Source organism: Chimaeribacter californicus, assembly GCF_002858675.1.
In the GTDB taxonomy this organism is placed as follows: domain Bacteria; phylum Pseudomonadota; class Gammaproteobacteria; order Enterobacterales; family Enterobacteriaceae; genus Chimaeribacter; species Chimaeribacter californicus.
The window spans coordinates 224,364-247,108 of the sequence record NZ_PJZF01000002.1 but is presented as its reverse complement, the minus strand read 5'-3'; the positions used below and the strand labels follow the sequence as shown (position 1 = coordinate 247,108).

Sequence of the window (22,745 nt, the reverse complement as noted above, 5' to 3'; positions counted from 1 at the left end):
CGGGCAAAGCGCAGAAAAGGCGGCTCCGGCCGCCTTTTTTTATGCCGGAAGGATCGCAGCCGGGGCAGAATTCGTATACTGAAGCGAACAGTGAGCAAGTGTGAAAAGGTGAAGAATGAATACATTACGCATTGGTCTGGTATCGATCTCCGATCGCGCCTCCAGCGGGGTTTATCAGGATAAGGGCATTCCCGCCCTGCAGGCCTGGCTGGCGACGGCGCTGACCTCGCCGTTTGTGGTGGAAACCCGCCTGATCCCGGATGAGCAGACGCTGATTGAGCAGACCCTGTGCGAGCTGGTGGATGAGAGCGGCTGCCACCTGGTGTTGACCACCGGCGGCACCGGCCCGGCCCGCCGTGATGTCACGCCGGATGCGACGCTGGCCGTGGCTGACCGCGAGATGCCGGGCTTCGGCGAACAGATGCGCCAGATCAGCCTGAATTTTGTGCCGACGGCCATCCTGTCGCGGCAGGTTGCGGTGATCCGTAAGCAGGCGTTGATCATTAACCTGCCGGGCCAGCCGAAGTCTATTCAGGAGACGCTGGAAGGGCTGAAAGATGAAACTGGAAAGGTAGTTGTACACGGCATCTTTGCCAGTGTGCCTTACTGCATACAATTGCTGGACGGGCCTTACATCGAAACCGACCCGGCGGTGACAGCAGCTTTTCGCCCTAAAAATGCCATTCGCGAAACAAAAAGCTGAAGTTCAGCCTTTTCTGTCATAAGCTGCCTCTGCGCTGGTGTGTAAATAAATTGCCGATATAGTCATGTTAACTTTACAGACAGTCGGCAATGTTTACACTGATTCGCGTGGTTAATTATGATCCCTGAAGATACCCGTCGCCTTAACCGGCAAGATTTCAAAACCCTCTCCCTGGCTGCCCTTGGCGGGGCGCTGGAGTTCTACGATTTCATTATCTTTGTCTACTTTGCGGCGATCCTTGGCGATCTGTTCTTTCCGGCGCAGATGCCGGAGTGGCTGCGGCTGGTGCAGACGTTCGGCATTTTTGCTGCCGGCTATCTGGCGCGCCCGCTGGGCGGCATTGTCATGGCCCATTTTGGTGACAAGGCCGGGCGTAAAAAGATGTTCAGCCTGAGCATCCTGCTGATGGCCCTGCCGACGCTGGCGATGGGGCTGTTACCGACTTATGCCACGATCGGCATTGCCGCGCCGTTGCTGCTGCTGTTATTGCGGATGTTACAGGGTGCGGCGATTGGTGGTGAGGTGCCGGGTGCCTGGGTGTTTGTGGCGGAACATGTGCCGCACCGGCGCACCGGCTTTGCCTGCGGCACGCTGACGGCCGGGCTGACCGCCGGTATTTTGTTAGGGTCGCTGGTCGCGGCGTTGCTGAATACCTGGCTAACCCCTGAGGCGTTGGCGCAGGGCGGCTGGCGCATTCCGTTCTTCCTCGGCGGCCTGTTTGGCCTGGGGGCGATGTACCTGCGCCGCTGGCTGAAAGAGACGCCGGTGTTCACTGAAATGCAGCAACGCAAAGCGCTGGCGCAACAGTTGCCGCTGAAAACCGTGCTCACCCAACATAAACGCGGGCTGACGATCAGCATGCTGCTGACCTGGCTGCTCTCGGCGGGCATTGTGGTGGTGATCCTGATGACGCCCACTTACCTGCAAAAACAGCTGGGCATCCCGGCGGCGCTGGCGTTGCAGGCGAACTGCCTGGCAACGGTGGCCTTGCTGGTGGGCTGTGTGGTGGCCGGGGCGCTGGCGGACCGCATTGGCGGCGGCAAGACGCTGATCGGCGGCTGCCTGCTGCTGGGCGGCGGGTGCTGGGCGTTCTACCATCTCGCTTCTGCGGATGTGCCGACCCTGTTTGCGTCCTATACGCTGGCCGGGTTCAGCGTCGGGGTAGTCGGTGCGGTGCCGTATATCATGGTGCGGGCCTTCCCGGCCGAGGTGCGTTTTACCGGTATCTCTTTCTCTTATAATGTGGCCTACGCCATTTTTGGCGGGCTGACGCCGATTTGTGTCACGTTACTGATGGCCCTGACGCCGATGGCCCCGGCCTACTATGTGCTGGCCCTGGCGGCGATGGGCGTGGGGGTAGGGCTGGTGCTGAACCGGCATTCGCCGCAGGGCGTAAAGCCGGTTGCGCTGGCGCAGGAGCGTTAAGCGTGGGGTGTAAGAAAGTGGAGTGTAAGAAAGCAGAGTAGAAAAAAGTGGAGTAGAAGAAAAAAGCCCTGTATCACAGGGCTTTTTTTAGGTCAGGCCGGTTCGCCGATGGGCAACACCGTGCGCCCCAGCTGCTCTTTCAGCACCTCGGCCATCGCCAGGTAGATGGCGCTTGCACCGCATACCATGCCTTCAAACCCGGCTATCCGCAGCAACCCGGCATTGCCGGTGATATTGCCCACAGCCAGCAGGGCAAACAGCAGCGTCAGGCTGGCGAACACAAACTGCATCACCCGGCTGGCGCGCAACGTGCCGAAAAACATAAACAGTGTAAAGACGCCCCACAGCGCCAGGTAGCCGCCTAAGGTCTCGCCGTCACTGGCTTGTGCCAGCCCCAGCCGCGGCAGCAACAGAATCCCCACCAGGCTCAGCCAGAATGCGCCGTACGAGGTAAAGGCCGTCATGCCGAAGGTGTTGCCTTTTTTGAACTCCAACAACCCGGCCAGGATCTGCGCCAGACCGCCGAAAAACAGCCCCATACTCAGGACAACGGCCGTCAGGTCGCAAAAGCCCGCATTATGGAGATTAAGCAGGATGGTGGTCATACCAAACCCCATCAGCCCCAGGGGGGCAGGGTTGGCGTAGTGCGTGGTGTGCATAAGTCCTCTGCATCACAAAAGAGTAAGTGGCCGGATTTGAAAACGGGAAAAAAGCCCCGATAACTGCCTTATCGGTGCAAGGCGCGCCATCATAATCAGCGGCAAATGGGCAAACATTGATCCGGAAAGGAGGAAAACGCATTTTTTTTTCATCTTTCCCCCTTGATGCCGTCGCGCTTGGCCCCATCTTATTTGCAACCGCAGTTGCTAATCGCGGGCAAGCCGGACATATCGGGCGTTGAAAACCAAAAAACCGCCCGCATATCTATTAGCAACCTGATCGAATATGAATATTTAGTGGAGACGTTTAGATGGGCAAAATTATTGGTATCGACCTGGGTACAACCAACTCTTGTGTGGCAATCATGGACGGCACTCAGGCTCGCGTGCTGGAGAACAGCGAAGGCGACCGTACCACGCCTTCTATCATTGCTTACGCGCAGGACGGTGAGACCCTGGTAGGTCAACCGGCTAAACGTCAGGCTGTCACTAACCCGCAAAACACCCTGTTTGCGATCAAGCGCCTGATTGGCCGTCGCTTCCAGGACGAAGAAGTCCAGCGCGACAAAGGCATCATGCCTTACCAGATCATCAGCGCAGACAACGGTGACGCCTGGATCGACGTAAAAGGCCAGAAAATCGCACCGCCGCAGATCTCTGCTGAAGTGCTGAAGAAAATGAAGAAAACGGCGGAAGATTACCTGGGCGAGCCGGTAACTGAAGCGGTTATCACTGTCCCGGCTTACTTCAACGATGCACAGCGTCAGGCGACCAAAGACGCCGGCCGCATCGCGGGCCTGGAAGTCAAACGTATCATCAACGAACCGACCGCAGCCGCACTGGCGTACGGCATGGACAAAGGCATGGGCAACCGTACCATCGCAGTCTATGACCTGGGCGGCGGTACCTTCGACATCTCCATCATCGAAATCGATGACGTTGACGGCGAAAAAACCTTTGAAGTGCTGGCGACCAACGGCGACACCCACCTGGGTGGTGAAGACTTTGACAGCCGTATGATCAACTACCTGGTGGATGAGTTCAAAAAAGACCAGGGCCTTGACCTGCGCAACGACCCGCTGGCCATGCAGCGCCTGAAAGAAGCGGCAGAGAAAGCGAAGATCGAGCTCTCTTCTGCACAGCAGACCGACGTGAACCTGCCGTACATCACTGCAGACGCGACCGGCCCGAAACACATGAACATCAAAGTGACCCGTGCCAAACTCGAGTCGCTGGTAGAAGATCTGGTGGCACGCTCCATTGAGCCGCTGAAAGTCGCGCTGCAGGATGCCGGCCTCTCTGTGTCCGAGATCAATGACGTGATCCTGGTCGGCGGCCAGACCCGTATGCCGATGGTGCAGAAAAAAGTAGCAGACTTCTTCGGCAAAGAGCCGCGTAAAGACGTCAACCCGGACGAAGCAGTAGCCATCGGTGCTGCGGTTCAGGGCGGCGTGCTGAGCGGTGACGTGAAAGACGTGCTGCTGCTGGACGTGACCCCGCTCTCCCTGGGTATCGAAACCATGGGTGGCGTGATGACGCCGCTGATCACCAAAAACACCACCATCCCGACCAAGCACAGCCAGGTGTTCTCAACGGCGGAAGACAACCAGTCCGCGGTGACCATCCATGTGCTGCAGGGTGAGCGTAAACGTGCCGCGGACAACAAGTCCCTGGGCCAGTTCAACCTGGACGGCATCCAGCCGGCACCGCGTGGCATGTCGCAGATCGAAGTGACCTTCGACATCGATGCGGATGGTATCCTGCACGTCTCGGCGAAAGACAAAAACACCGGTCGCGAGCAGAAGATCACCATCAAAGCCTCTTCCGGCCTGAGCGATGAAGAAGTGCAGAAAATGGTGCGTGAGGCAGAAGCCAACGCCGAGTCTGACCGTAAGTTCGAAGAGCTGGTTCAGACCCGCAACCAGGCTGACCATCTGGTGCACAGCACCCGTAAGCAGCTGGAAGAAGCCGGTGACAAACTCTCTGCGGAAGACAAAGCACCGATCGACGCTGCCCTGAAAGATCTGGAAGCGGCGCTGAAAGGCGAAGACAAAGCAGACATCGAAGCGAAAATCCAGGCGCTGGTGCAGGTTTCCGGCAAGCTGCTGGAAGTCGCTCAGGCACAGGCCGGTGCGGCTGAAGGCCAGGCAACTGACGGTGCCAAGAAAGAAGATGACGTTGTCGACGCTGAATTTGAAGAAGTTAAAGACAAAAAATAATCGCCCTTAAGCGGGCACAGCAGCGGTGAGGCCGGAGAAACCAGGAATATCGCACTGCTGCTGATAACCAGGCACGGGCGTCGGGGAAACTCTACGCCCGTGCACGCATGTTGAGGGCAGGACAACAGAATGGCGAAGAAAGACTATTACGAGATTTTAGGCGTTTCCAAAACAGCGGAAGAGCGTGAGATCAAAAAGGCCTATAAACGCCTGGCGATGAAATATCACCCTGACCGTAACCAGGGTGATAAAGAGTCGGAAGCCAAATTCAAAGAGATCAAAGAAGCGTACGAGATCCTCACGGACGCCCAGAAGCGTGCGGCCTATGACCAGTACGGCCATGCGGCCTTTGAGCAGGGCGGTATGGGCGGCGGCGCAGGCGGCTTCGGCGGCGGTGGTGCAGACTTCAGTGATATCTTCGGCGACGTGTTCGGCGACATCTTTGGCGGCGGCCGCCGTCAGCGTGCCAGCCGCGGCTCTGACCTGCGCTATAACATGGATCTGACGCTGGAAGAGGCCGTACGCGGCGTCACCAAAGAGATCCGCATCCCGACGCTGGAAGAGTGTGACATTTGCCACGGCAGCGGCGCGAAGCCGGGCAGCTCCCCGGTGACCTGCCCGACCTGTCACGGTGCCGGCCAGGTGCAGATGCGTCAGGGCTTCTTCACGGTGCAGCAGGCGTGTCCGCATTGCCAGGGGCGCGGCCAGATCATTAAAGATCCGTGCAACACCTGCCACGGCCACGGCCGGGTAGAGAAATCCAAAACGCTGTCGGTGAAAATTCCGGCTGGCGTGGACACCGGTGACCGTATCCGCCTGGCGGGTGAGGGTGAAGCCGGGGAGCACGGCGCGCCGGCAGGCGATCTCTACGTTCAGGTGCAGGTTAAGGCCCACCCGATCTTTGAGCGTGAAGGCAATAACCTCTACTGCGAAGTGCCGATCAACTTTGCGATGGCTGCCCTGGGCGGGGAGATTGAAGTCCCGACGCTGGATGGCCGCGTGAAGCTGAAAGTCCCGTCTGAAACGCAGACCGGTAAGCTGTTCCGTATGCGCGGCAAGGGTGTGAAATCGGTACGCGGTGGTGCGCAGGGCGACCTGCTGTGCCGTGTGGTGGTTGAAACGCCGGTTAACCTGAGCGAAAAACAGAAACAGCTGCTGCGTGAGCTGGAAGACAGCCTCGGCGGGCCGTCCGGTGAGAACAACAGCCCGCGGTCGAAATCCTTCTTCGACGGCGTGAAAAAGTTCTTCGATGACCTGACCCGCTAACCGCGTCTCGCTATTTGCTTAAAAAAACCAGATGACATGTCATCTGGTTTTTTTTATCTGTTATGTCACCCCGCCCGCCTTTTGTTTATTTATTTACTTCGGTTATCCCGAATCAAAGATGTCTAAAAAGCTGCTTTTAACGATAAGTGGAAATGCGTAACCTTTAGACTCCCGGTTTAACCTGATTATAAATATAAAGGATGGCATTCGTGCGTAACACCATCAGGCATTTTTTCAACATGGAAGCCTCCGGCGGCATTGTGCTGATTGTGGCGGCTATTATCGCGCTCATCATGGCAAACTCGCCGTTGCATGAGACCTATTTATGGTTGATCAATACCCCCTTACCGCTGCATCTGGCCGGTTATGATCTGAGTCATTCGTCACTCTGGTGGATTAACGATGCCCTGATGGCGATTTTCTTCCTGCTAGTGGGGCTGGAAGTAAAACGCGAATTAATGGAAGGCTCGTTGGCGGGCTTAAATAAAGCCCTTTTCCCGGTGATTGCCGCGTTGGGCGGGATGATTGCTCCATCATTAATCTATTTGTTATTTAATGCCGGCGATGAGGTCACGCGCGTAGGCTGGGCGATTCCGGCCGCCACCGATATTGCGTTTGCCGTCGGGGTGATGGCGCTGCTCGGCAGCCGCGTACCGGCCAGCCTGAAAGCCTTTTTGCTGGCGCTGGCGATCATCGACGATCTGGGGGCGATCGTGATTATCGCCCTGTTCTACACCTCCCACCTCTCCCTGACCGCACTAGCCGGGGCGGCGTTGACCATCCTGGTGATGGCGGTGATGAACTGGCGCGGCGTTAACTCGCGCACGCTCTATCTGCTGCTGGGCGCGGTATTGTGGGTCTGTATTTTACAGTCGGGTATTCATGCCACGCTGGCGGGGGTGATAACCGGTTTCCTGATCCCGCTTAACCGCGGCCACAAGTTCTCCCCGCTGCGCGAGCTGGAGCATCAGTTGCACCCGTGGGTGGCGCGCCTGATCCTGCCGCTGTTCGCGTTCGCCAATGCCGGGATCTACCTCGGTGCGGTATCGGTGGCGGGGCTGCTGTCCGATTTGCCGCTCGGCATCATCGCCGGGTTGTTTATCGGTAAGCCGCTGGGGATCACGCTGATCTGCTGGCTGGCCGTAAAAGCAGGTATCGCCCACTTGCCGGACAGAGTGACGTTTAAACATATCAGCGCGGTGTCAGTGTTGTGCGGCATCGGCTTTACCATGTCGATCTTTATTGCCGGGCTGGCGTTCGGCCATGACGATCCCGCGCTGATTAACTATGCCAAACTGGGCATTCTCAGCGGCTCCCTGCTGGCGGCCTGCTTCGGCTACCTGGCCCTGAGCCGGGTGCTGCCGGCCAAACGCCCCGCCTGACGCGCTCGCGCGTCCGGGCCATTATCCGGCAGACTGGAGCGTCTGCCGGTTGTGAGGCTCTATCATGCGTATGTCTCATCTTAACTTTAACCATCTCTACTACTTCTGGCATGTCTGCAAAGCCGGGTCGGTTTCCGGCGCGGCTGATGCGCTGTTTCTGACCCCCCAGACTATCACCGGCCAGATCAAGGCGCTGGAGGAGCGGCTGGACGGCAAGTTGTTCAAACGCCAGGGGCGCGGGCTGGTGCCGTCTGAACTGGGGCAACTGGTGTTCCGCTACGCGGATAAGATGTTTATGCTCAGCCAGGAGATGCTGGATATCGTCAACTACCGCAAAGAGTCGAGCCTGCTGTTTGATGTCGGCGTGGCTGATGCACTCTCTAAGCGGCTGGTGAGCCGGGTGCTGGAAACGGCGGTGGCGGAGGAGGGGCAGATTCATCTGCGCTGTTATGAATCCACCCATGAGTTGCTGCTGGAGCAACTGAGCCAGCACAAACTGGACATGATCCTCTCGGATTGCCCGGTGGACTCCAGCCAGCAGGCGGGGCTGTTTTCGGTGAAGCTGGGGGAGTGCGCAGTCGGTTTCTATTGCGGTGCCCCGCTGCCGGAGCAACCTTTTCCTGAGTGCCTGCGCCACCGTAAGCTCTTAATTCCCGGCCGCCGTTCGATGCTGGGGCGCACGCTGCTCAACTGGTTCAGCTCGCAGGGCATTCAGCCGGAAATATTGGGTGAGTTTGATGATGCCGCGCTGATGGCCGCGTTTGGCCAGCATAACAATGCGATTTTTGTCGCGCCGGCGCTCTATGCAGCCGAGATGCAGGGGCTGATGCGGGTGCACCAGGTGGGGCAGGTTGATTCCGTCAAAGAGAAGTATTACGTGATTTTTGCCGAACGGATGATTCAGCACCCGGCGGTGCAGCGCATCTGCCACACGGATTTCTCCGGGCTGTTCAGCGCCCAGGAGATACAACGCGAACCCATGGCGGAAGGGAAATCGCAGGCGTAAAAAAACCGGCCTGAGCCGGTTTTTTTAACAAAGCAAACAGCGTAATGCGATTATTGCATTGCGTTGATTTGCGCAGTCAGGTTTGACTTATGACGCGCAGCTTTGTTTTTGTGGATCAGACCTTTGGAGGCCTGACGGTCCACAAGTGGTTGCATTTCGTTAAATGCTTTCAGTGCAGTTTCTTTATCGCCAGTGGCGATAGCCGCGTATACCTTCTTGATGAAGGTACGCATCATAGAGCGACGGCTTGCATTATGCTTGCGACGCTTCTCTGACTGTACGGCGCGTTTCTTAGCTGATTTGATATTAGCCAAGGTCCAACTCCCAAAATATTCTATTGAGGACAATTCAAAGGCCGAGGAATATGCCCTTTTAGCCTTCTTTTGTCAATGGATTTGTGCAAATAAGCGCCGTTTGTACGGCCGGCACTTGTTACGTTGTGATGGCGCAGGATTTTAACAGCTTCGTCCCAGGGAATACAGCCTTTCCCACGAAAATTCGCCAGCGGGTACAGAAAGGATTGAGAAAAGGCGCTAACCGGTTGTTTACATTCAGTCACCCGCCGGCAACCTGCCGGCAGGCGGCTGCAAAAGGATTTTACCGCCTGCATAACTCCGGTATGGTAGGACATCATACTAAACCCCCAATCGCGGGTTAACCTTAAAGGCTGTACAAGGTATAATCCGCCGATTTCCACTCTCTTGAGCCTGCTATGGAGCTTATTCGCGGCATTTACAATCTTCGGGCGCGCCACCACGGTTGCGTGCTCACTATTGGTAATTTTGACGGCGTGCACCGTGGCCACCGGGCGTTGCTGGAGCAGTTGAAATATGAAGGCGGGCGGCTGGGGCTGCCGGTCATGGTCATGGTGTTTGAACCGCAACCGCAGGAGTTATTTGCAGCGGAAAAAGCCCCGGCGCGGTTGACCCGCCTGCGTGACAAAGCCCGCTATCTGGCGGAGGCCGGGGTGGATTACCTGCTCTGTGTGCGGTTTGACCCGCGTTTTGCCGCCATGAGCGCCCAGGCGTTTGTCGCCCAGTTGCTGATTGAAAAGCTGGGGGTGAAGTTCCTGACCGTGGGCGATGATTTCCGCTTCGGGGCAGGCCGCCAGGGGGATTTCACCCTGTTGCAGAAAGCCGGGGCGGAATTCGGCTTTACCGTCCAAAGTACGCCGACCTTCCATGAGGGCGGCCTGCGCATCAGCAGCACGGCCATCCGTACCGCGTTGAAAAATGATGATCTGGGGCTGGCAGAGCGCCTGCTTGGCCACCCTTACAGCATCTCCGGCCGGGTGGTGCATGGTGATGCCCTGGGCCGGACGATTGGCTTCCCCACGGCTAACCTGCCGCTGAAGCGGCGGGTGGCCCCGGTTAACGGCGTGTACGCGGTGCAGGTGCATGGCCTGGGGCCATCCCCGCTGCCCGGCGTCGCCAATATCGGCACCCGCCCCACGGTGTCGGGCGTGCGCCAGCAGCTGGAAGTTCACCTGCTGGACGTTGCAATGAACTTATATGGGCGCCATATAGAAGTGGTGCTGAGCGCCAAAGTGCGTAATGAACAGCGGTTTGCTTCACTTGATGCATTGAAACAGCAGATCGCCAACGATGTGGTGACTACCCGGAAATATTTCGGGCTGAAGGCACCGGTTTAACCTCTCTTGCCGAAAACGGAACCGAGAATCTGATGAGTGACTACAAAAATACCCTGAATTTGCCGGAAACAGGGTTCCCGATGCGCGGCGATCTCGCCAAGCGCGAGCCTGGCATGCTGCAACGCTGGTATGAGCAGGATCTGTACGGGATGATTCGTACTGCCAAAAAGGGCAAAAAAACCTTTATCCTGCATGACGGCCCTCCGTATGCGAACGGCAGCATTCATATTGGTCACTCGGTTAACAAAATTCTCAAAGACATTATTATCAAGTCGAAAGGGATGGCCGGTTATGACTCGCCGTATGTACCGGGCTGGGACTGCCACGGCCTGCCAATCGAACTGAAAGTCGAGCAGCTGATCGGCAAGCCGGGTGAGAAAGTCACCGCGGCCGAATTCCGTGAAGCGTGCCGGAAATATGCTGCTGAGCAGGTGGCCGGCCAGAAAGCGGATTTCATCCGCCTCGGCGTGCTGGGCGACTGGGATCGCCCCTACCTGACCATGGACTTCGGCACCGAAGCCAACATCATCCGTGCGCTGGGTAAAATCATCGCCAACGGCCACCTGCACAAAGGCGCAAAGCCGGTGCACTGGTGTACTGACTGCGGATCTTCGCTTGCGGAAGCAGAAGTCGAGTATTACGACAAAACTTCGCCGTCGATTGATGTGATGTTCAACGCCACCGACGCCGCAGGCGTGGCCGCCAAATTCGGCGTCACGCAGTTCAACGGCCCGATTGCGCTGGTTATCTGGACGACCACTCCGTGGACCATGCCGGCCAACCGCGCGATCTCCCTGAACCCGGAGTTCGCCTACCAGCTGGTGCAGGTGGAAGGGCGTTGCCTGATCCTGGCGACCGATCTGGTAGAGAGCGTGATGAAGCGTGCCGGCATCACCGAGTGGACGGTGCTGGGCGAATGCAAAGGAGCGGCTCTGGAGCTGCTGCGCTTCCAGCACCCGTTCCTGGGCTTTGACGTGCCGGCGATCCTGGGCGATCACGTCACGCTGGACGCCGGTACCGGTGCGGTACACACCGCGCCCGGCCACGGCCCGGATGACTACGTGATCGGCCAGAAATATGGCCTGGAAGTGGCCAACCCGGTCGGCCCGAACGGCTGCTACCTGCCGGGCACCTACCCGACGCTGGATGGCCTGTTCGTCTTCAAAGCCAACGATGTGATTGTGAACCTGCTGCGTGAGCAGGGCGCCCTGCTGCACGTTGAGAAACTGACCCACAGCTACCCGTGCTGCTGGCGTCACAAAACGCCGATCATCTTCCGCGCCACGCCGCAATGGTTCATCAGCATGGACCAGCATGGCCTGCGTAAGCAGTCACTGAGCGAAATCAAAGGCGTGCAGTGGATCCCGGACTGGGGCCAGGCGCGTATCGAAAACATGGTCGCCAACCGCCCGGACTGGTGTATCTCCCGCCAGCGCACCTGGGGCGTGCCGATGTCGCTGTTCGTCCATAAAGAGACGGAAGTGCTGCACCCGCGCACCATTGAGCTGATGGAAGAGGTGGCGAAACGCGTTGAAGAGAACGGCATCCAGGCATGGTGGGATCTTGACCCGGCCGAACTGCTGGGTGACGACGCCGCTGACTACGTGAAAGTGCCGGACACGCTGGACGTCTGGTTTGACTCCGGCTCCACCAGCTTCTCCGTGGTGGATGCCCGTCCGGAATTTGACGGCCACACGCCGGACATGTACCTGGAAGGCTCTGACCAGCACCGCGGCTGGTTTATGTCGTCGCTGATGATCTCCACCGCGATGAAAGGCAAAGCGCCGTACAAAGAGGTGCTGACCCACGGCTTCACCGTGGATGGACAGGGCCGCAAGATGTCCAAGTCCATCGGTAACACCGTCTCCCCGCAGGACGTGATGAACAAGCTGGGTGGCGACATTCTGCGCCTGTGGGTGGCCTCTACCGATTACACCGGTGAAATCGCGGTTTCCGACGAAATCCTGAAGCGCGCAGCGGATTCCTACCGCCGCATCCGTAACACCGCCCGCTTCCTGCTGGCGAACCTGAACGGCTTCAACCCGGAAACGGACATGGTCAGCCCGGAAGAGATGGTGGTGTTGGACCGCTGGGCCGTGGGCCGTGCGCTGGCCGCGCAGCAGGATATCGAACAGGCGTACGCCCGTTACGATTTCCACGAAGTGGTGCAGCGTCTGATGCAGTTCTGCTCGGTGGAGATGGGGTCGTTCTACCTCGACATCATCAAAGACCGCCAGTACACCGCGAAAAGCGACAGCGTGGCGCGCCGCAGCTGCCAGACCGCGCTCTTCTTCATCGTGGAAGCGCTGGTGCGCTGGATGGCACCGATCATGTCCTTTACTGCGGATGAGATCTGGGGCTACCTGCCGGGCAAACGCGCGCAATACGTGTTCACCGAAGAGTGGTTCAGCGGCCTGTTCGGGCTGGACGACGCCGAGCCGATGAGCGACGCCTTCTGGGCCGAGCTGCTGAAAGTGCGCGGCGAAGTGAACAAAGTGATTGAGCAGGCCCGTGCGGACAAACGCCTCGGCGGCTCGCTGGAAGCGGCAGTCACACTCTACGCAGACAGCGACCTGGCGGCGAAACTGCACAGCCTGGGCGCGGAACTGCGCTTTGTGTTGCTGACCTCGGCGGCCACCGTGGCACCGCTGGCGGAGGCCCCGGCCGATGCACAGGCCAGCGAGCAGCTCAAAGGGCTGAAAATCGGCCTGGCGAAAGCCGACGGCGAGAAATGCCCGCGCTGTTGGCACTTCACCACCGATGTAGGCCAGAACCCGGAGCACGCAGAGATCTGCGGTCGCTGCTATACCAACGTAGCCGGTAACGGCGAAGAGCGTAAATTTGCCTGATGCGTAAACCGTTATTTTCAACCGGACTGCGCTGGCTGTGGCTGACGATTGTGGTATTAATCGTTGACCTCGGCAGCAAGCAGTGGATTGTGAACCATTTCATGCTGGGCGAAACGCAGCCGCTGTTTCCGTTCCTGAACCTGCACTACGCGCGCAACTATGGCGCGGCGTTCAGTTTCCTGGCGGACAAAGGCGGCTGGCAGCGCTGGTTCTTCGCGGGTATTGCGATTGCCATCGCGCTGGCCCTGCTGGTGATGATGTTCCGCAGCAGCGCACAGAAGAAAATCGCCAACAGCGCCTACGCGCTGATTATCGGCGGGGCGTTGGGCAACCTGTTTGATCGCATGTGGCACGGCTTTGTGGTGGACTTCGTTGACTTCTACATCGGCAACTGGCACTTCGCGACCTTCAACATCGCTGACACCGCCATTTGTGTCGGCGCGGCACTGGTGGTGCTGGAGGGCTTCATCGCCCCCGGCACCAATGACAAGGCTGCGGCCGGAAACAAGGGGTAACTGATGGCAGACCATGTTCAACCTGACAGCGCCGTGCTGGTGCATTTTACCCTGACGCTGGAAGATGGCTCAGTGGCGGAATCCACCCGCGGCAACGGCAAACCGGCGCTGTTCCGCCTGGGCGACGGCAGCCTCTCTGACGATCTGGAAGCGCATCTGCTGGGCCTTCAGGTCGGCGAGAAGCGCGCCTTTACCCTGTCGCCGGAGTCGGCGTTCGGCCAGAAAAGCCCGGATCTGATCCAGTTCTTTTCCCGCCGTGACTTCATCGAAACCGGCATCCCGGAAGTGGGCACCATTATGATGTTCAACGCGATGGACGGCAGTGAAATGCCGGGCGTGGTGCGTGAGGTGGCGGAGGAGTCGATCACCGTCGATTTCAACCACCCGCTGGCCGGCCAGCACATCAGCTTTGATCTGGAAGTGCTGGAGATTGACCCGAATCTGGAGGCCAATAATGCAAATCCTGCTGGCTAACCCGCGCGGTTTCTGTGCGGGCGTTGACCGCGCCATCAGCATTGTGGAGCGTGCGCTGGAGATCTACGGCGCGCCGATCTACGTGCGGCACGAAGTGGTGCATAACCGTTACGTGGTAGACAGCCTGCGCGCCCGCGGTGCGGTGTTTATTGAGCAGATTGACGAAGTGCCGGACGGCTCGATCCTGATCTTCTCCGCGCACGGCGTATCACAGGCGGTACGGGCGGAAGCGCGCAGCCGTGACCTCACGGTCTTCGACGCCACCTGCCCGCTGGTGACCAAAGTGCATATGGAAGTGGCCCGCGCCAGCCGTAAAGGCACCGAAGCGATCCTGATCGGCCATGCCGGCCACCCGGAAGTGGAAGGCACCATGGGCCAGTACAGCAACCCAGAAGGGGGCATGTACCTGGTGGAATCCCCGGCGGATGTCTTCACCCTGCAAGTGAAAAACGAGGATAACCTCTGCTTCATGACGCAGACCACCCTGTCGGTGGATGACACCTCTGACGTGATTGACGCCCTGCGTGAGCGTTTCCCGAAGATCGTCGGGCCGCGTAAGGATGACATCTGCTACGCCACCACCAACCGGCAGGAAGCGGTACGCAACCTGGCGGATGGGGCGGACGTGGTGCTGGTGGTGGGGTCACGCAACTCCTCCAACTCCAACCGTCTGGCGGAGCTGGCACAGCGCATGGGCAAACAGGCCTATCTGGTCGATTCCGCCGCCGACATCCAGGAAGCCTGGCTGAAAGGCGCAGCGAGCATCGGCGTTACGGCCGGGGCCTCCGCGCCGGACGTGCTGGTGCAGGATGTGATCAAGCGTCTGCAGGCGCTGGGCGGCGGTGCGGCGATTGAGATGAGCGGCCGCGAAGAGAACATTGTGTTTGAAGTGCCGAAAGAGCTGCGGGTGGATGTCAAACAGATCGACTGATCTTGCCCCGCTGCGTTCTACAGGGTCTGCCTCGGCAGACCCTTTTTTTATGGCGGTATCAGGCGCGGCGGGCGCGGTAAACCCGCTCCGGGCGGCCGACCCGGCCATACACCACTTCCGCCTCCAGGAAACGCTCTTTCACCCCATGCTCCAGATAGCGCCTGGCAGTGGTTTTGCTGCTGCCGAGCAGGCGCGCCAGGCTGTCTGCGGTGTAGCTGCTCTCCCCGGTGAAGAGGTCACGGATTTTTTGCAGCGTATTACCCTCAATGCCGCGCAACGGCGCGGGCGCTTCCTCAGCCCATTCGCGTGACTGCATATTAAACAGCGCATCCACATGCTGCTGGCTGGCCTGTTCGCTGGAGCGCAGCGAGCTGACATAGCGGCTGAAGCGGCTCAGGGTATGGTGCAGCCGCTGGTAATGCACCGGCTTTATCAGGTAGTCAAACACCCCGAGGCGGATCGCCTCGCTGATGGTGTCCATGTCATTGTCGGCGGTGATGAACACCACGCGGCTGGTGCTGTTCTCATTCACCAGATGTTTAATCAGCTCAATGCCGCGCCCGTCGGGCAGGAAATTATCCAGCAGAATCAGGTGGGGTTTATAACGCCGGGTAATCATCCGCGCCTCATTCAGCGTGCCGGCGATGCTCACAATATGAAAATTAAAATTTTGCTTGATGTAATCCGCCAGCAGTTCCGCCAGTTGCGGCTCATCTTCAACAATCAGCAGCGATAATATCGTCATCATTCATCCTCTTCTCACCACGGGATTGTCAGGGTAAAAATGGTGCCGGCCGGGGTGTTGTCATCAATGAAAATGGTGCCTCCGGCCTGCCGTACATAACTGTCCACCAGCCACAGGCCGATGCCGTGATCGCCGGAGGTGCTGGTGGTAATGCCGCGTTCGAAAATCCGCGCCCGGATCGCCTCCGGGATGCCGCAGCCGTGATCCGCCACTTCCAGCACCACCTCATCCCCCTGCGCATTGAGGTAAAACTCGACCACCCGCGGGCTGCCGGGTTGCTTTAAGGTGGCGATAAAGGCGTTATCCAGCAGGTTGCCGACAATCGAGATCCACTCATTGTGCGTCAGGCTCTCCGGCAACTCCGCCACATAGCAGCCGGGGTCGAACGTGAGTTCAATGCCCAGCTCCTGCGCGCGGTAATATTTCCCGATTAACAGCCCGGCCAGCGGGTTATTCCGGAAATTCATCGTCACGTAATCCACTATTTTCTGGTGGCGTTCAGACTGCGCCTGAATCATGTTCATCGCATCATCATAGGCTTTTATATGCAGCAGCCCGGCCAGGGTGGAAAAGGTATTAATTTGCTCGTGGCGCATGGCGCGTAAATTATCCGCATATTGCTGAATCTGGCTCAATTGCAGGCTCAGGGTATTAATATCATCTTTATTACGGAAACTGATGACCGCCCCCTGCGGGATACCGTTAATGCAAATGCCCATCCGGCTGGCAATCACCTTCACATTATTAAATGAGGCAATATCATCTTTTTTATCCTGCCCCGGTGAGTCGAGAAAAAAACTGCCGGGGTGCACAATCTCCTGAACCGGCTCACCAGTCAGCAGATGCACCGGCTGCACCAGCCCCAGCATCCGCCGCGCTGCCTGATTAATGGCGATGATGCGGTTTTCCGCGTCAATGGCGATAAGCCCCTCAAACACCGACTCGAACAGCACCTCCTGCTGAATCAGCAGCCGCGCCAGTTCATCCGGCTCCAGGCTGCGCATCTGCCGCTTGATATGCAGCGAAAAACACCAGGCGCACACCAGCAGAAACAGCAGCAGTAATAGCATCGGCAGCAGCAACGTATTGCGTTGCAAACACATCCAGCTCTCCAGCTGGCTCAGGGTATACCCCACGGACACAATGCCGATGATCCGGCCATCTGCCGTGCGCACCGGGGCTTTGCCGCGCAGCGACGTACCCAGTGAGCCGCGCCGCTCCGAGAGATAACTGCGGCCATCCTTCAGCGCCGGGCCGCTGTCGCCGCCCTCCATCAGCGCGCCGATTTTCTCCTCATCCACATGGAACAGCCGCACGCCGTGGCTGTCCCCGATGGTGATGTAGGTGGCATCCGACAGCGCACGCAGCCGGGTTGCCAGCGCTTTCACGGCGTCGGTGTCCTGTTGCGCCACCGCCTCCACCATGGAGGGCATCGCGGCGATTTGCCGGGCCTGCACCAGGGCGCGCTGACCGACCTGATAATGCAGCCGCTCTTTTTCCATACGGCTGAAATAGCCGGTCATCACCATAAGGCTGATGGTCGAGGTAAACAGCAGCAGCAGAAAAACGCGCGTCTGAAAAGATTTCGGGCCGGCATATTTTCGCCGGATAGCAGCCTTGTTCCTGAGTGAATTAACCGGATGGATAAATAGTCTCCTTATAAGGGGGGTGGCCTGTATTAAATAGCCCGCAAGGCCGGGAATAAAACCCCTGTTAATATAATGGTTAAGAAAGAGGAAACCGTGAAGGAGTGCGTGGAGTGCTGAAAATTTTATGCACTTTATGCACGTTATGAATAATATGGGTTTATAACGCAGGACGAGTGAGAATATTTCCGGCAGGTTGTGTCAAACAATAGAGAATATTGTAAAGCGGCCGCGATGAACGGCCGCTTTTTTGTTACAGAGCGGAGAAAAGACCGGGCAGGGGGCTTACATCGCCAGGATATAATTAATCATCACCCCGGCCGCAATCGCCGAGCCAATCACCCCGGCGACATTCGGCCCCATCGCGTGCATCAGCAAAAAGTTTTGCGGGTTGGCCTCCAGCCCCACTTTATTGGCGACCCTGGCGGCCATCGGCACCGCCGAGACCCCGGCCGCGCCAATCAGCGGGTTAATCGGCGTCTTGCCAAACCGGTTAAGCAGCTTCGCCATCAACACCCCGCTGGCGGTGCCGATGCCGAAGGCAATCACCCCCAATAGCAGAATGCCCAGCGTCTGCGGTTGCAGGAACTTATCCGCTACCAGCTTCGCGCCGACGGACAGGCCAAGGAAAATCGTGACGATGTTAATCAGCGCGTTCTGCACCGTGTCGCTCAGCCGATCCACCACGCCGCATTCGCGCATCAGGTTGCCGAAGCAGAACATCCCCAGCAGCGGGGCGGCGTCCGGCAGCAGCAGCGCCACCAGCAGCAGCAACATCACCGGGAAAATGATCTTCTCCCGTTTATGCACCACCCGCAGCTGGGTCATCACAATCTGCCGCTCCGCCGGGGTGGTCAGCGCCCGCATGATCGGCGGCTGGATCAGCGGCACCAGCGCCATATAGGAGTAGGCCGCCACCGCGATCGCCCCCAGCAGTTCCGGGGCCAGAATGCTGGAGAGATAAATCGCCGTTGGCCCGTCCGCGCCGCCGATGATGCCAATCGCCGCCGCCTGCGGCAGCGTAAAGCTGATGACGCCCAGCATATTCAGCGCCAGTGCGCCGAGCACCGTGGCGAAGATGCCGAACTGCGCGGCCGCCCCCAGCAGCAGCGTGCGGGGGTTAGCCAGCAGCGGGCCGAAATCGGTCATCGCCCCGACGCCCATAAAGATCACCAGCGGCGCAATGCCGGAGGCAATCGCGACCTTATAGAACACGTAAAGCACGCCGTCGCTGTGGCCCATCTCCTCGGCCAGTGGCGCCAGCCCGTGCAGCACCGCCGGGGCGGCGGTGGCCAGTTGCGCCTTGATGACCGCCGCGTCCGGCAGGCAGTTCAGCCGTGCGGCCAGCGCCGCCAGCTGATCCGGCTGCGCCTTGTAGAGCACCATCTCCAGCGCCGACATCGCCAGCCCGGCATCCGGAATATTTGCCAGCAGGCCGCCGAAGCCAATCGGCATCAAGAGCAGCGGTTCGAACTTACGGGCGATCGCCAGCCACAACAGCAGCAGGCTCACCAGCAGCATCAACGCCTGCCCGCCGCTCAGGTGCAGGATGCCCAATCCCTGAAACAGGGCCGTTAACCTTTCCATGCGGTGTCGCCTCAGGCCAGAGTAAGCAGGCAGTCGCCCACGTTGACGGCATCACCCGGTTTCACCCGGATGGCGCTGACGGTGCCGGGCGCAGAGGCGCGGATCTCGGTCTCCATCTTCATTGCTTCCAGAATCACCAGTACATCACCCTGCTGCACCGCTTGCCCCTCGTTCACCACCACTTTCCAGATCGCCCCGGCCAGCGGCGCATTCACCGCCACGCCCCCGGCCGACACCGGCGCAGCGGGTGCGGCCACCGGCGTAATGGTGTCAACATCTCCGCCTTCGGTGACCTGCACCACATAGCAACGCCCCTCCATCTCCACGGTGTAGCGCGCCGGGCCGTTGGGCGATGCTGGCGGCTGCGGCTGCGGCACGGCGGCGCAGCCAGGCAACGGCTCAAACGCGGCCGGGTTGTGGCGGTTCGCCAGGAATTTCCAGGCGATCTGCGGGAACAGCGCCACCGTCAGCACATCATCCAGCGGGGTGTCCGCCAGCGTCACGCCTTTGGCGGCTGCCTCGCGCCGCACCTCCGCTTCCAGTGCCGCCATCTCCGGCGGCAGGTGGTCGGCCGGGCGGCCGGTAATCGGCTGGCCGCCCGCCAGCACCCGTTGTTGCAGCGCGGCGTTGACCGGCGCAGGCGTCGCGCCGTACTCGCCTTTCAGGATGCCGGCGGTCTCTTTGGCGATGCTTTTGTAGCGTTCGCCGAGCAGCACATTCATCACCGCCTGCGTGCCGACAATCTGGGAGGTCGGCGTCACCAGCGGCAGGAAGCCGAGGTCTTCCCGCACGCGCGGGATCTCCGCCAGCACCGCGTCCAGCTTGTCTGCGGCATTCTGCTGTTTCAGCTGGCCCTCCAGATTGGTGAGCATCCCGCCCGGTACCTGCGCCACCAGAATCCGGCTGTCTGCGCCGCGCAACTGGCCTTCGAACGCATGGTATTTTTTGCGCACCTCACGCAGACAGGCGGCGATCGCCTCAAGCTGCACCAGGTCCAGCCCGCTGTCCCAGGCGGTGCCGCGCAGGGCGGCGACCAGCGCCTCGGTGGCCGGGTGGCCGTAGGTGCCGCTCATCGAAGAGATGGCGGTGTCCACGCCATCCACCCTGGCTTCAATCGCTTTCAGCAGTGTCATCTCCGCCATGCCGGTGGTGGCGTGGCAGTGCAGATGCAGCGGCACGTTGAAGCGCTGCTTGATCAGGCTCACCAGCCGGAACGCAGTGTCCGGCGTCAGAATGCCGGACATATCCTTGATCACCACCGAATCGACGCCGCTCTCCAGCAACTGTTCCGTCAGGGTCAGCCAGGTGTCGTCGTTATGCACCGGGCTGGTGGTGTAGCTCAGCGTGCCCTGGGCGTGCGCGCCCTGTTTGCGCACCGCCTGCAACGCGCAGCGCATGTTGCGCACATCGTTCATCGCGTCGAACACGCGGAACACGTCCATGCCGTTGGCGACCGCCCGCTCCACAAAGCGCTCCACCACATCGTCGGCGTAGTGGCGGTAGCCCAGCAGGTTCTGGCCGCGCAGCAGCATCTGCAACGGGGTGGTGGGCATCGCTTTTTTCAGCTCGCGCAGGCGCACCCAGGGGTCTTCACCCAAAAAGCGGATGCAGGCGTCAAAGGTCGCGCCGCCCCAGCACTCCAGCGACCAGAAGCCGATCTTGTCCAGCATCGCGGCAGCGGGCAGCATATCGTCCAGCCGCAGGCGGGTTGCAAACAGGGATTGGTGCGCGTCGCGCAGCACCACATCAGTTATCGCCACAGGGCGCAATAAAGGGGACATCAGGTTCTCCAGGGATCAGTGAATGCCGTGCAGACGGCGGTGGTGGTGAAGGGCGGCGGCGATAACCGGGCGCAGGTGCGCCAACGTATCGGGAGCCGGGGACGCGGGCGTGGCCGCCGGGGCCGGGGAAAATCGGGTGATAATCCCGGACATCAGGCGCAGCGCAAACACCAGCACCAGCAGGAAAATCACCACAAAGCCCATGCCGCAGACCATCAGGGCCAGGCCCTCACGCATCAAATCGGGTTCAGACATCTTTTGGTTCTCAATCAAAACGCGGCACGGCGGCAGGCCGCGCCGCAGGGGGCTTAGCCGGTGAACATGCCGAACACCACGCTGGCGATCACCAGCACAATGCCGCCGCCGAGGCGTGAGGAGATCTGCGCATAGGAGATCAGCGACATGCGGTTACAGGCGGAGAGCACTTCCAGGTCGCCGGAGCCGCCGCGGTTCGCCATGCACAGCCCGGCAGTAATCGCCGACTCCACCGGGAAGAAGCCGATCAGCCAGCCGCCCAGCGCCGCCCCCACAATCGCGCCGAGCACGATAACCCCGGCGATCACCACGTTGGCAAAGGTCAATGCCGCGATGATTTCACCGAGGTCGGTGTAGCAGACGCCGACGCCCACCATCAGCACCCACAGCATCTGTTTGGAGAAGAAATCGGAGAGGCGTTTCGCGCCCTCTTTGATCTCCAGCGAACAGAGGTTGGCGGCGTTCAGCGCGGCCACAATCAGCACCATGTAGGCGAAGGTATGAATTTGTACCGAGCCGATGCCCGGCAGCAGGGATTTGGAAAGCACATAGGCCAGCAGGAAGCAGCAGGTCGCCAGCACCATGCCGACCGCCACCTCGCGGTGGGTGATTTTCCCGGCTTTCTCCTCCTCTTCCACGCGGAAAGAGGCCTTGCGCACCAGTTCGCCCTCGCCGGTCAGTGACGGGAACTTCTTGCCGACGATGTCGAGGATCGCCGCCGCCACGATGGCGAAAATATTGGCGATGGTCAGGATGGCGATGGCGACGGAGTAGTACTCTTCGCGCGAATTGCCGGTCACCGAGTGGTAGATCTCAGAGAGCGGCACCGCGCCCGCGCCGTTGCCGCCGCCCATGATCGGCAGCACATAGAGCATCAGCACCCGATCCACCGGAATACCGAACAGCGCGCCAATCAACACCCCAAACAGCGCCGCCCCGGCGACCCCGGCCAGAATGGTCGGGATATAGCCCACCAGCGAGCGCAGCAGTAATTTACGGTTGACCGACAGAATCGAGCCGGTAATTAACACCGCAATAAACAGGTTCAGGAAATTACTTTCATCCATCACATTGGTGATGGTTTTAATCTCTTTCTCCGTGAATATGCCCGCATACACAAACCAGGCGGCGACCAGGAATATCATCACCGGTGCACCGCCGATATATTTATTAAAGATCGGCAGGCGTTTGCCTATTTCGCCAAATAGCGCGCCAATCACAAACATCAGCGCAAAACCGCCCACCAGATCGTTGGGCAGAGTATCGGTGAAATGGGCCAGCAGCACCGTCACCAGCGTGAAGGCGTAGAGCGGCAGCGGCATACCAAACAGCTTGAATGACCAAAGGGCAGTCGCGCCCTTGGCTTCCTTTTCCGGAAGCGGGGTAATTGTCGTCATCGTGACGTTATCCTTGTAGTAAGAGAGACCAGACAGCAGCGGGGGAGATGCTAATGAATTACCGGCCGTCAGCGATGTGATGGCGTTCAATGAATCACGAGGGTTTTTATTAATTTAATGCGGTTTATTTGCCGGAAGTAATTAAATAAATAAACGCCATAGGCGGCATTAAAATTGCCGGTGAAATGTGATCCTGCCGGAATTAATCCCCGGTGCGGCGTGGCGAAATAGCGCTCCCTTTCTTTTGCTGATGA

General features: G+C 59.3%; 19 protein-coding genes. 11 read left to right on the top strand and 8 right to left on the bottom strand.

The genetic code is table 11. The annotated features are described in order from the left end of the window. The first annotated feature begins 115 nt into the window (after nucleotides 1–115). Both mog and CYR55_RS04105 read left to right on the top strand, forming a co-directional pair. Nucleotides 116–703, top strand: coding sequence for a molybdopterin adenylyltransferase (gene mog / locus CYR55_RS04110; RefSeq protein ID WP_101814886.1), 588 nt, complete (start codon nucleotides 116–118; stop codon nucleotides 701–703). Between the two features lie 117 nt (nucleotides 704–820). Continuing rightward, nucleotides 821–2,128 (top strand): MFS transporter, encoded by a 1,308-nt coding sequence (locus CYR55_RS04105; protein ID WP_101814885.1) that lies wholly within the window; start codon nucleotides 821–823, stop codon nucleotides 2,126–2,128. A 92-nt stretch (nucleotides 2,129–2,220) separates the two neighbouring features. Here the strand turns inward: CYR55_RS04105 and satP are convergent, their stop codons facing one another. Then, on the bottom strand, nucleotides 2,221–2,787 hold the full coding sequence (gene satP, locus CYR55_RS04100) for an acetate uptake transporter (protein ID WP_101814884.1): 567 nt from the start codon (nucleotides 2,785–2,787) through the stop codon (nucleotides 2,221–2,223). A 311-nt stretch (nucleotides 2,788–3,098) separates the two neighbouring features. Here satP and dnaK point away from each other — a divergent pair, with 311 nt between their 5' ends. The 4 genes from dnaK to nhaR all read left to right on the top strand — a co-directional run bounded on the left by dnaK (nucleotide 3,099) and on the right by nhaR (nucleotide 8,660). Beyond that, on the top strand, nucleotides 3,099–5,006 hold the full coding sequence (gene dnaK / locus CYR55_RS04095) for a molecular chaperone DnaK (RefSeq protein WP_101814883.1): 1,908 nt from the start codon (nucleotides 3,099–3,101) through the stop codon (nucleotides 5,004–5,006). 129 nt (nucleotides 5,007–5,135) lie between these two features. Further along, nucleotides 5,136–6,272: a molecular chaperone DnaJ gene (dnaJ, locus tag CYR55_RS04090; RefSeq protein ID WP_101814882.1), complete on the top strand. Its 1,137-nt coding sequence runs from the start codon at nucleotides 5,136–5,138 to the stop codon at nucleotides 6,270–6,272. A gap of 239 nt (nucleotides 6,273–6,511) precedes the next feature. Beyond that, entirely contained in the window at nucleotides 6,512–7,654 is a 1,143-nt protein-coding gene (gene nhaA / locus CYR55_RS04085; RefSeq protein WP_241522082.1) for a Na+/H+ antiporter NhaA, read from the top strand. Nucleotides 7,655–7,718: 64 nt separating this feature from the next. After that, nucleotides 7,719–8,660: a transcriptional activator NhaR gene (gene nhaR, locus CYR55_RS04080; RefSeq protein ID WP_101814880.1), complete on the top strand. Its 942-nt coding sequence runs from the start codon at nucleotides 7,719–7,721 to the stop codon at nucleotides 8,658–8,660. 50 nt (nucleotides 8,661–8,710) lie between these two features. On the opposite strand, the gene rpsT is transcribed toward nhaR, so the two are convergent. Beyond that, nucleotides 8,711–8,974: a 30S ribosomal protein S20 gene (gene rpsT, locus CYR55_RS04075; RefSeq protein WP_101815022.1), complete on the bottom strand. Its 264-nt coding sequence runs from the start codon at nucleotides 8,972–8,974 to the stop codon at nucleotides 8,711–8,713. Nucleotides 8,975–9,372: 398 nt separating this feature from the next. Here rpsT and ribF point away from each other — a divergent pair, with 398 nt between their 5' ends. The 5 genes from ribF to ispH are packed head-to-tail and all read left to right on the top strand — an operon-like array spanning nucleotide 9,373 to nucleotide 15,080. Beyond that, nucleotides 9,373–10,311, top strand: a complete 939-nt coding sequence (gene ribF, locus CYR55_RS04070) for a bifunctional riboflavin kinase/FAD synthetase (RefSeq protein ID WP_101814879.1) — start codon at nucleotides 9,373–9,375, stop codon at nucleotides 10,309–10,311. A 32-nt stretch (nucleotides 10,312–10,343) separates the two neighbouring features. Next, entirely contained in the window at nucleotides 10,344–13,160 is a 2,817-nt protein-coding gene (ileS, locus tag CYR55_RS04065; RefSeq protein ID WP_101814878.1) for an isoleucine--tRNA ligase, read from the top strand. Continuing rightward, nucleotides 13,160–13,675 carry a signal peptidase II gene (gene lspA, locus CYR55_RS04060; protein ID WP_101814877.1) on the top strand — a complete coding sequence of 172 codons (516 nt, stop codon included), beginning with the start codon at nucleotides 13,160–13,162 and terminating at the stop codon, nucleotides 13,673–13,675. The genes ileS and lspA overlap by 1 nt, the downstream gene beginning before the upstream one ends. A gap of 3 nt (nucleotides 13,676–13,678) precedes the next feature. Continuing rightward, nucleotides 13,679–14,149 carry an FKBP-type peptidyl-prolyl cis-trans isomerase gene (gene fkpB / locus CYR55_RS04055; protein WP_101814876.1) on the top strand — a complete coding sequence of 157 codons (471 nt, stop codon included), beginning with the start codon at nucleotides 13,679–13,681 and terminating at the stop codon, nucleotides 14,147–14,149. Beyond that, entirely contained in the window at nucleotides 14,130–15,080 is a 951-nt protein-coding gene (gene ispH / locus CYR55_RS04050) for a 4-hydroxy-3-methylbut-2-enyl diphosphate reductase (RefSeq protein ID WP_101814875.1), read from the top strand. The genes fkpB and ispH overlap by 20 nt, the downstream gene beginning before the upstream one ends. 58 nt (nucleotides 15,081–15,138) lie before the next feature. Here ispH and CYR55_RS04045 read toward each other — a convergent pair whose 3' ends face one another. The 6 genes from CYR55_RS04045 to citS form a co-directional block, all read right to left on the bottom strand. Further along, the gene (locus CYR55_RS04045) at nucleotides 15,139–15,825 is read right to left on the bottom strand and encodes a response regulator (RefSeq protein ID WP_101814874.1); all 687 of its coding nucleotides are present in this window, start codon (nucleotides 15,823–15,825) and stop codon (nucleotides 15,139–15,141) included. 14 nt (nucleotides 15,826–15,839) lie between these two features. Further along, the gene (locus tag CYR55_RS04040; RefSeq protein WP_101814873.1) at nucleotides 15,840–17,354 is read right to left on the bottom strand and encodes an ATP-binding protein; all 1,515 of its coding nucleotides are present in this window, start codon (nucleotides 17,352–17,354) and stop codon (nucleotides 15,840–15,842) included. 402 nt (nucleotides 17,355–17,756) lie between these two features. Continuing rightward, nucleotides 17,757–19,058, bottom strand: coding sequence for a sodium ion-translocating decarboxylase subunit beta (locus CYR55_RS04035; RefSeq protein ID WP_101814872.1), 1,302 nt, complete (start codon nucleotides 19,056–19,058; stop codon nucleotides 17,757–17,759). Nucleotides 19,059–19,069: 11 nt separating this feature from the next. Next, nucleotides 19,070–20,839 (bottom strand): sodium-extruding oxaloacetate decarboxylase subunit alpha, encoded by a 1,770-nt coding sequence (gene oadA, locus CYR55_RS04030; protein ID WP_101814871.1) that lies wholly within the window; start codon nucleotides 20,837–20,839, stop codon nucleotides 19,070–19,072. Nucleotides 20,840–20,854: 15 nt separating this feature from the next. Continuing rightward, complete coding sequence (locus tag CYR55_RS04025; RefSeq protein ID WP_101814870.1) at nucleotides 20,855–21,094, bottom strand: oxaloacetate decarboxylase subunit gamma; 240 nt, start codon at nucleotides 21,092–21,094, stop codon at nucleotides 20,855–20,857. 53 nt (nucleotides 21,095–21,147) lie between these two features. Then, nucleotides 21,148–22,491 carry a citrate/sodium symporter CitS gene (citS, locus tag CYR55_RS04020; protein ID WP_101814869.1) on the bottom strand — a complete coding sequence of 448 codons (1,344 nt, stop codon included), beginning with the start codon at nucleotides 22,489–22,491 and terminating at the stop codon, nucleotides 21,148–21,150. Nucleotides 22,492–22,745 lie beyond the last annotated feature (254 nt).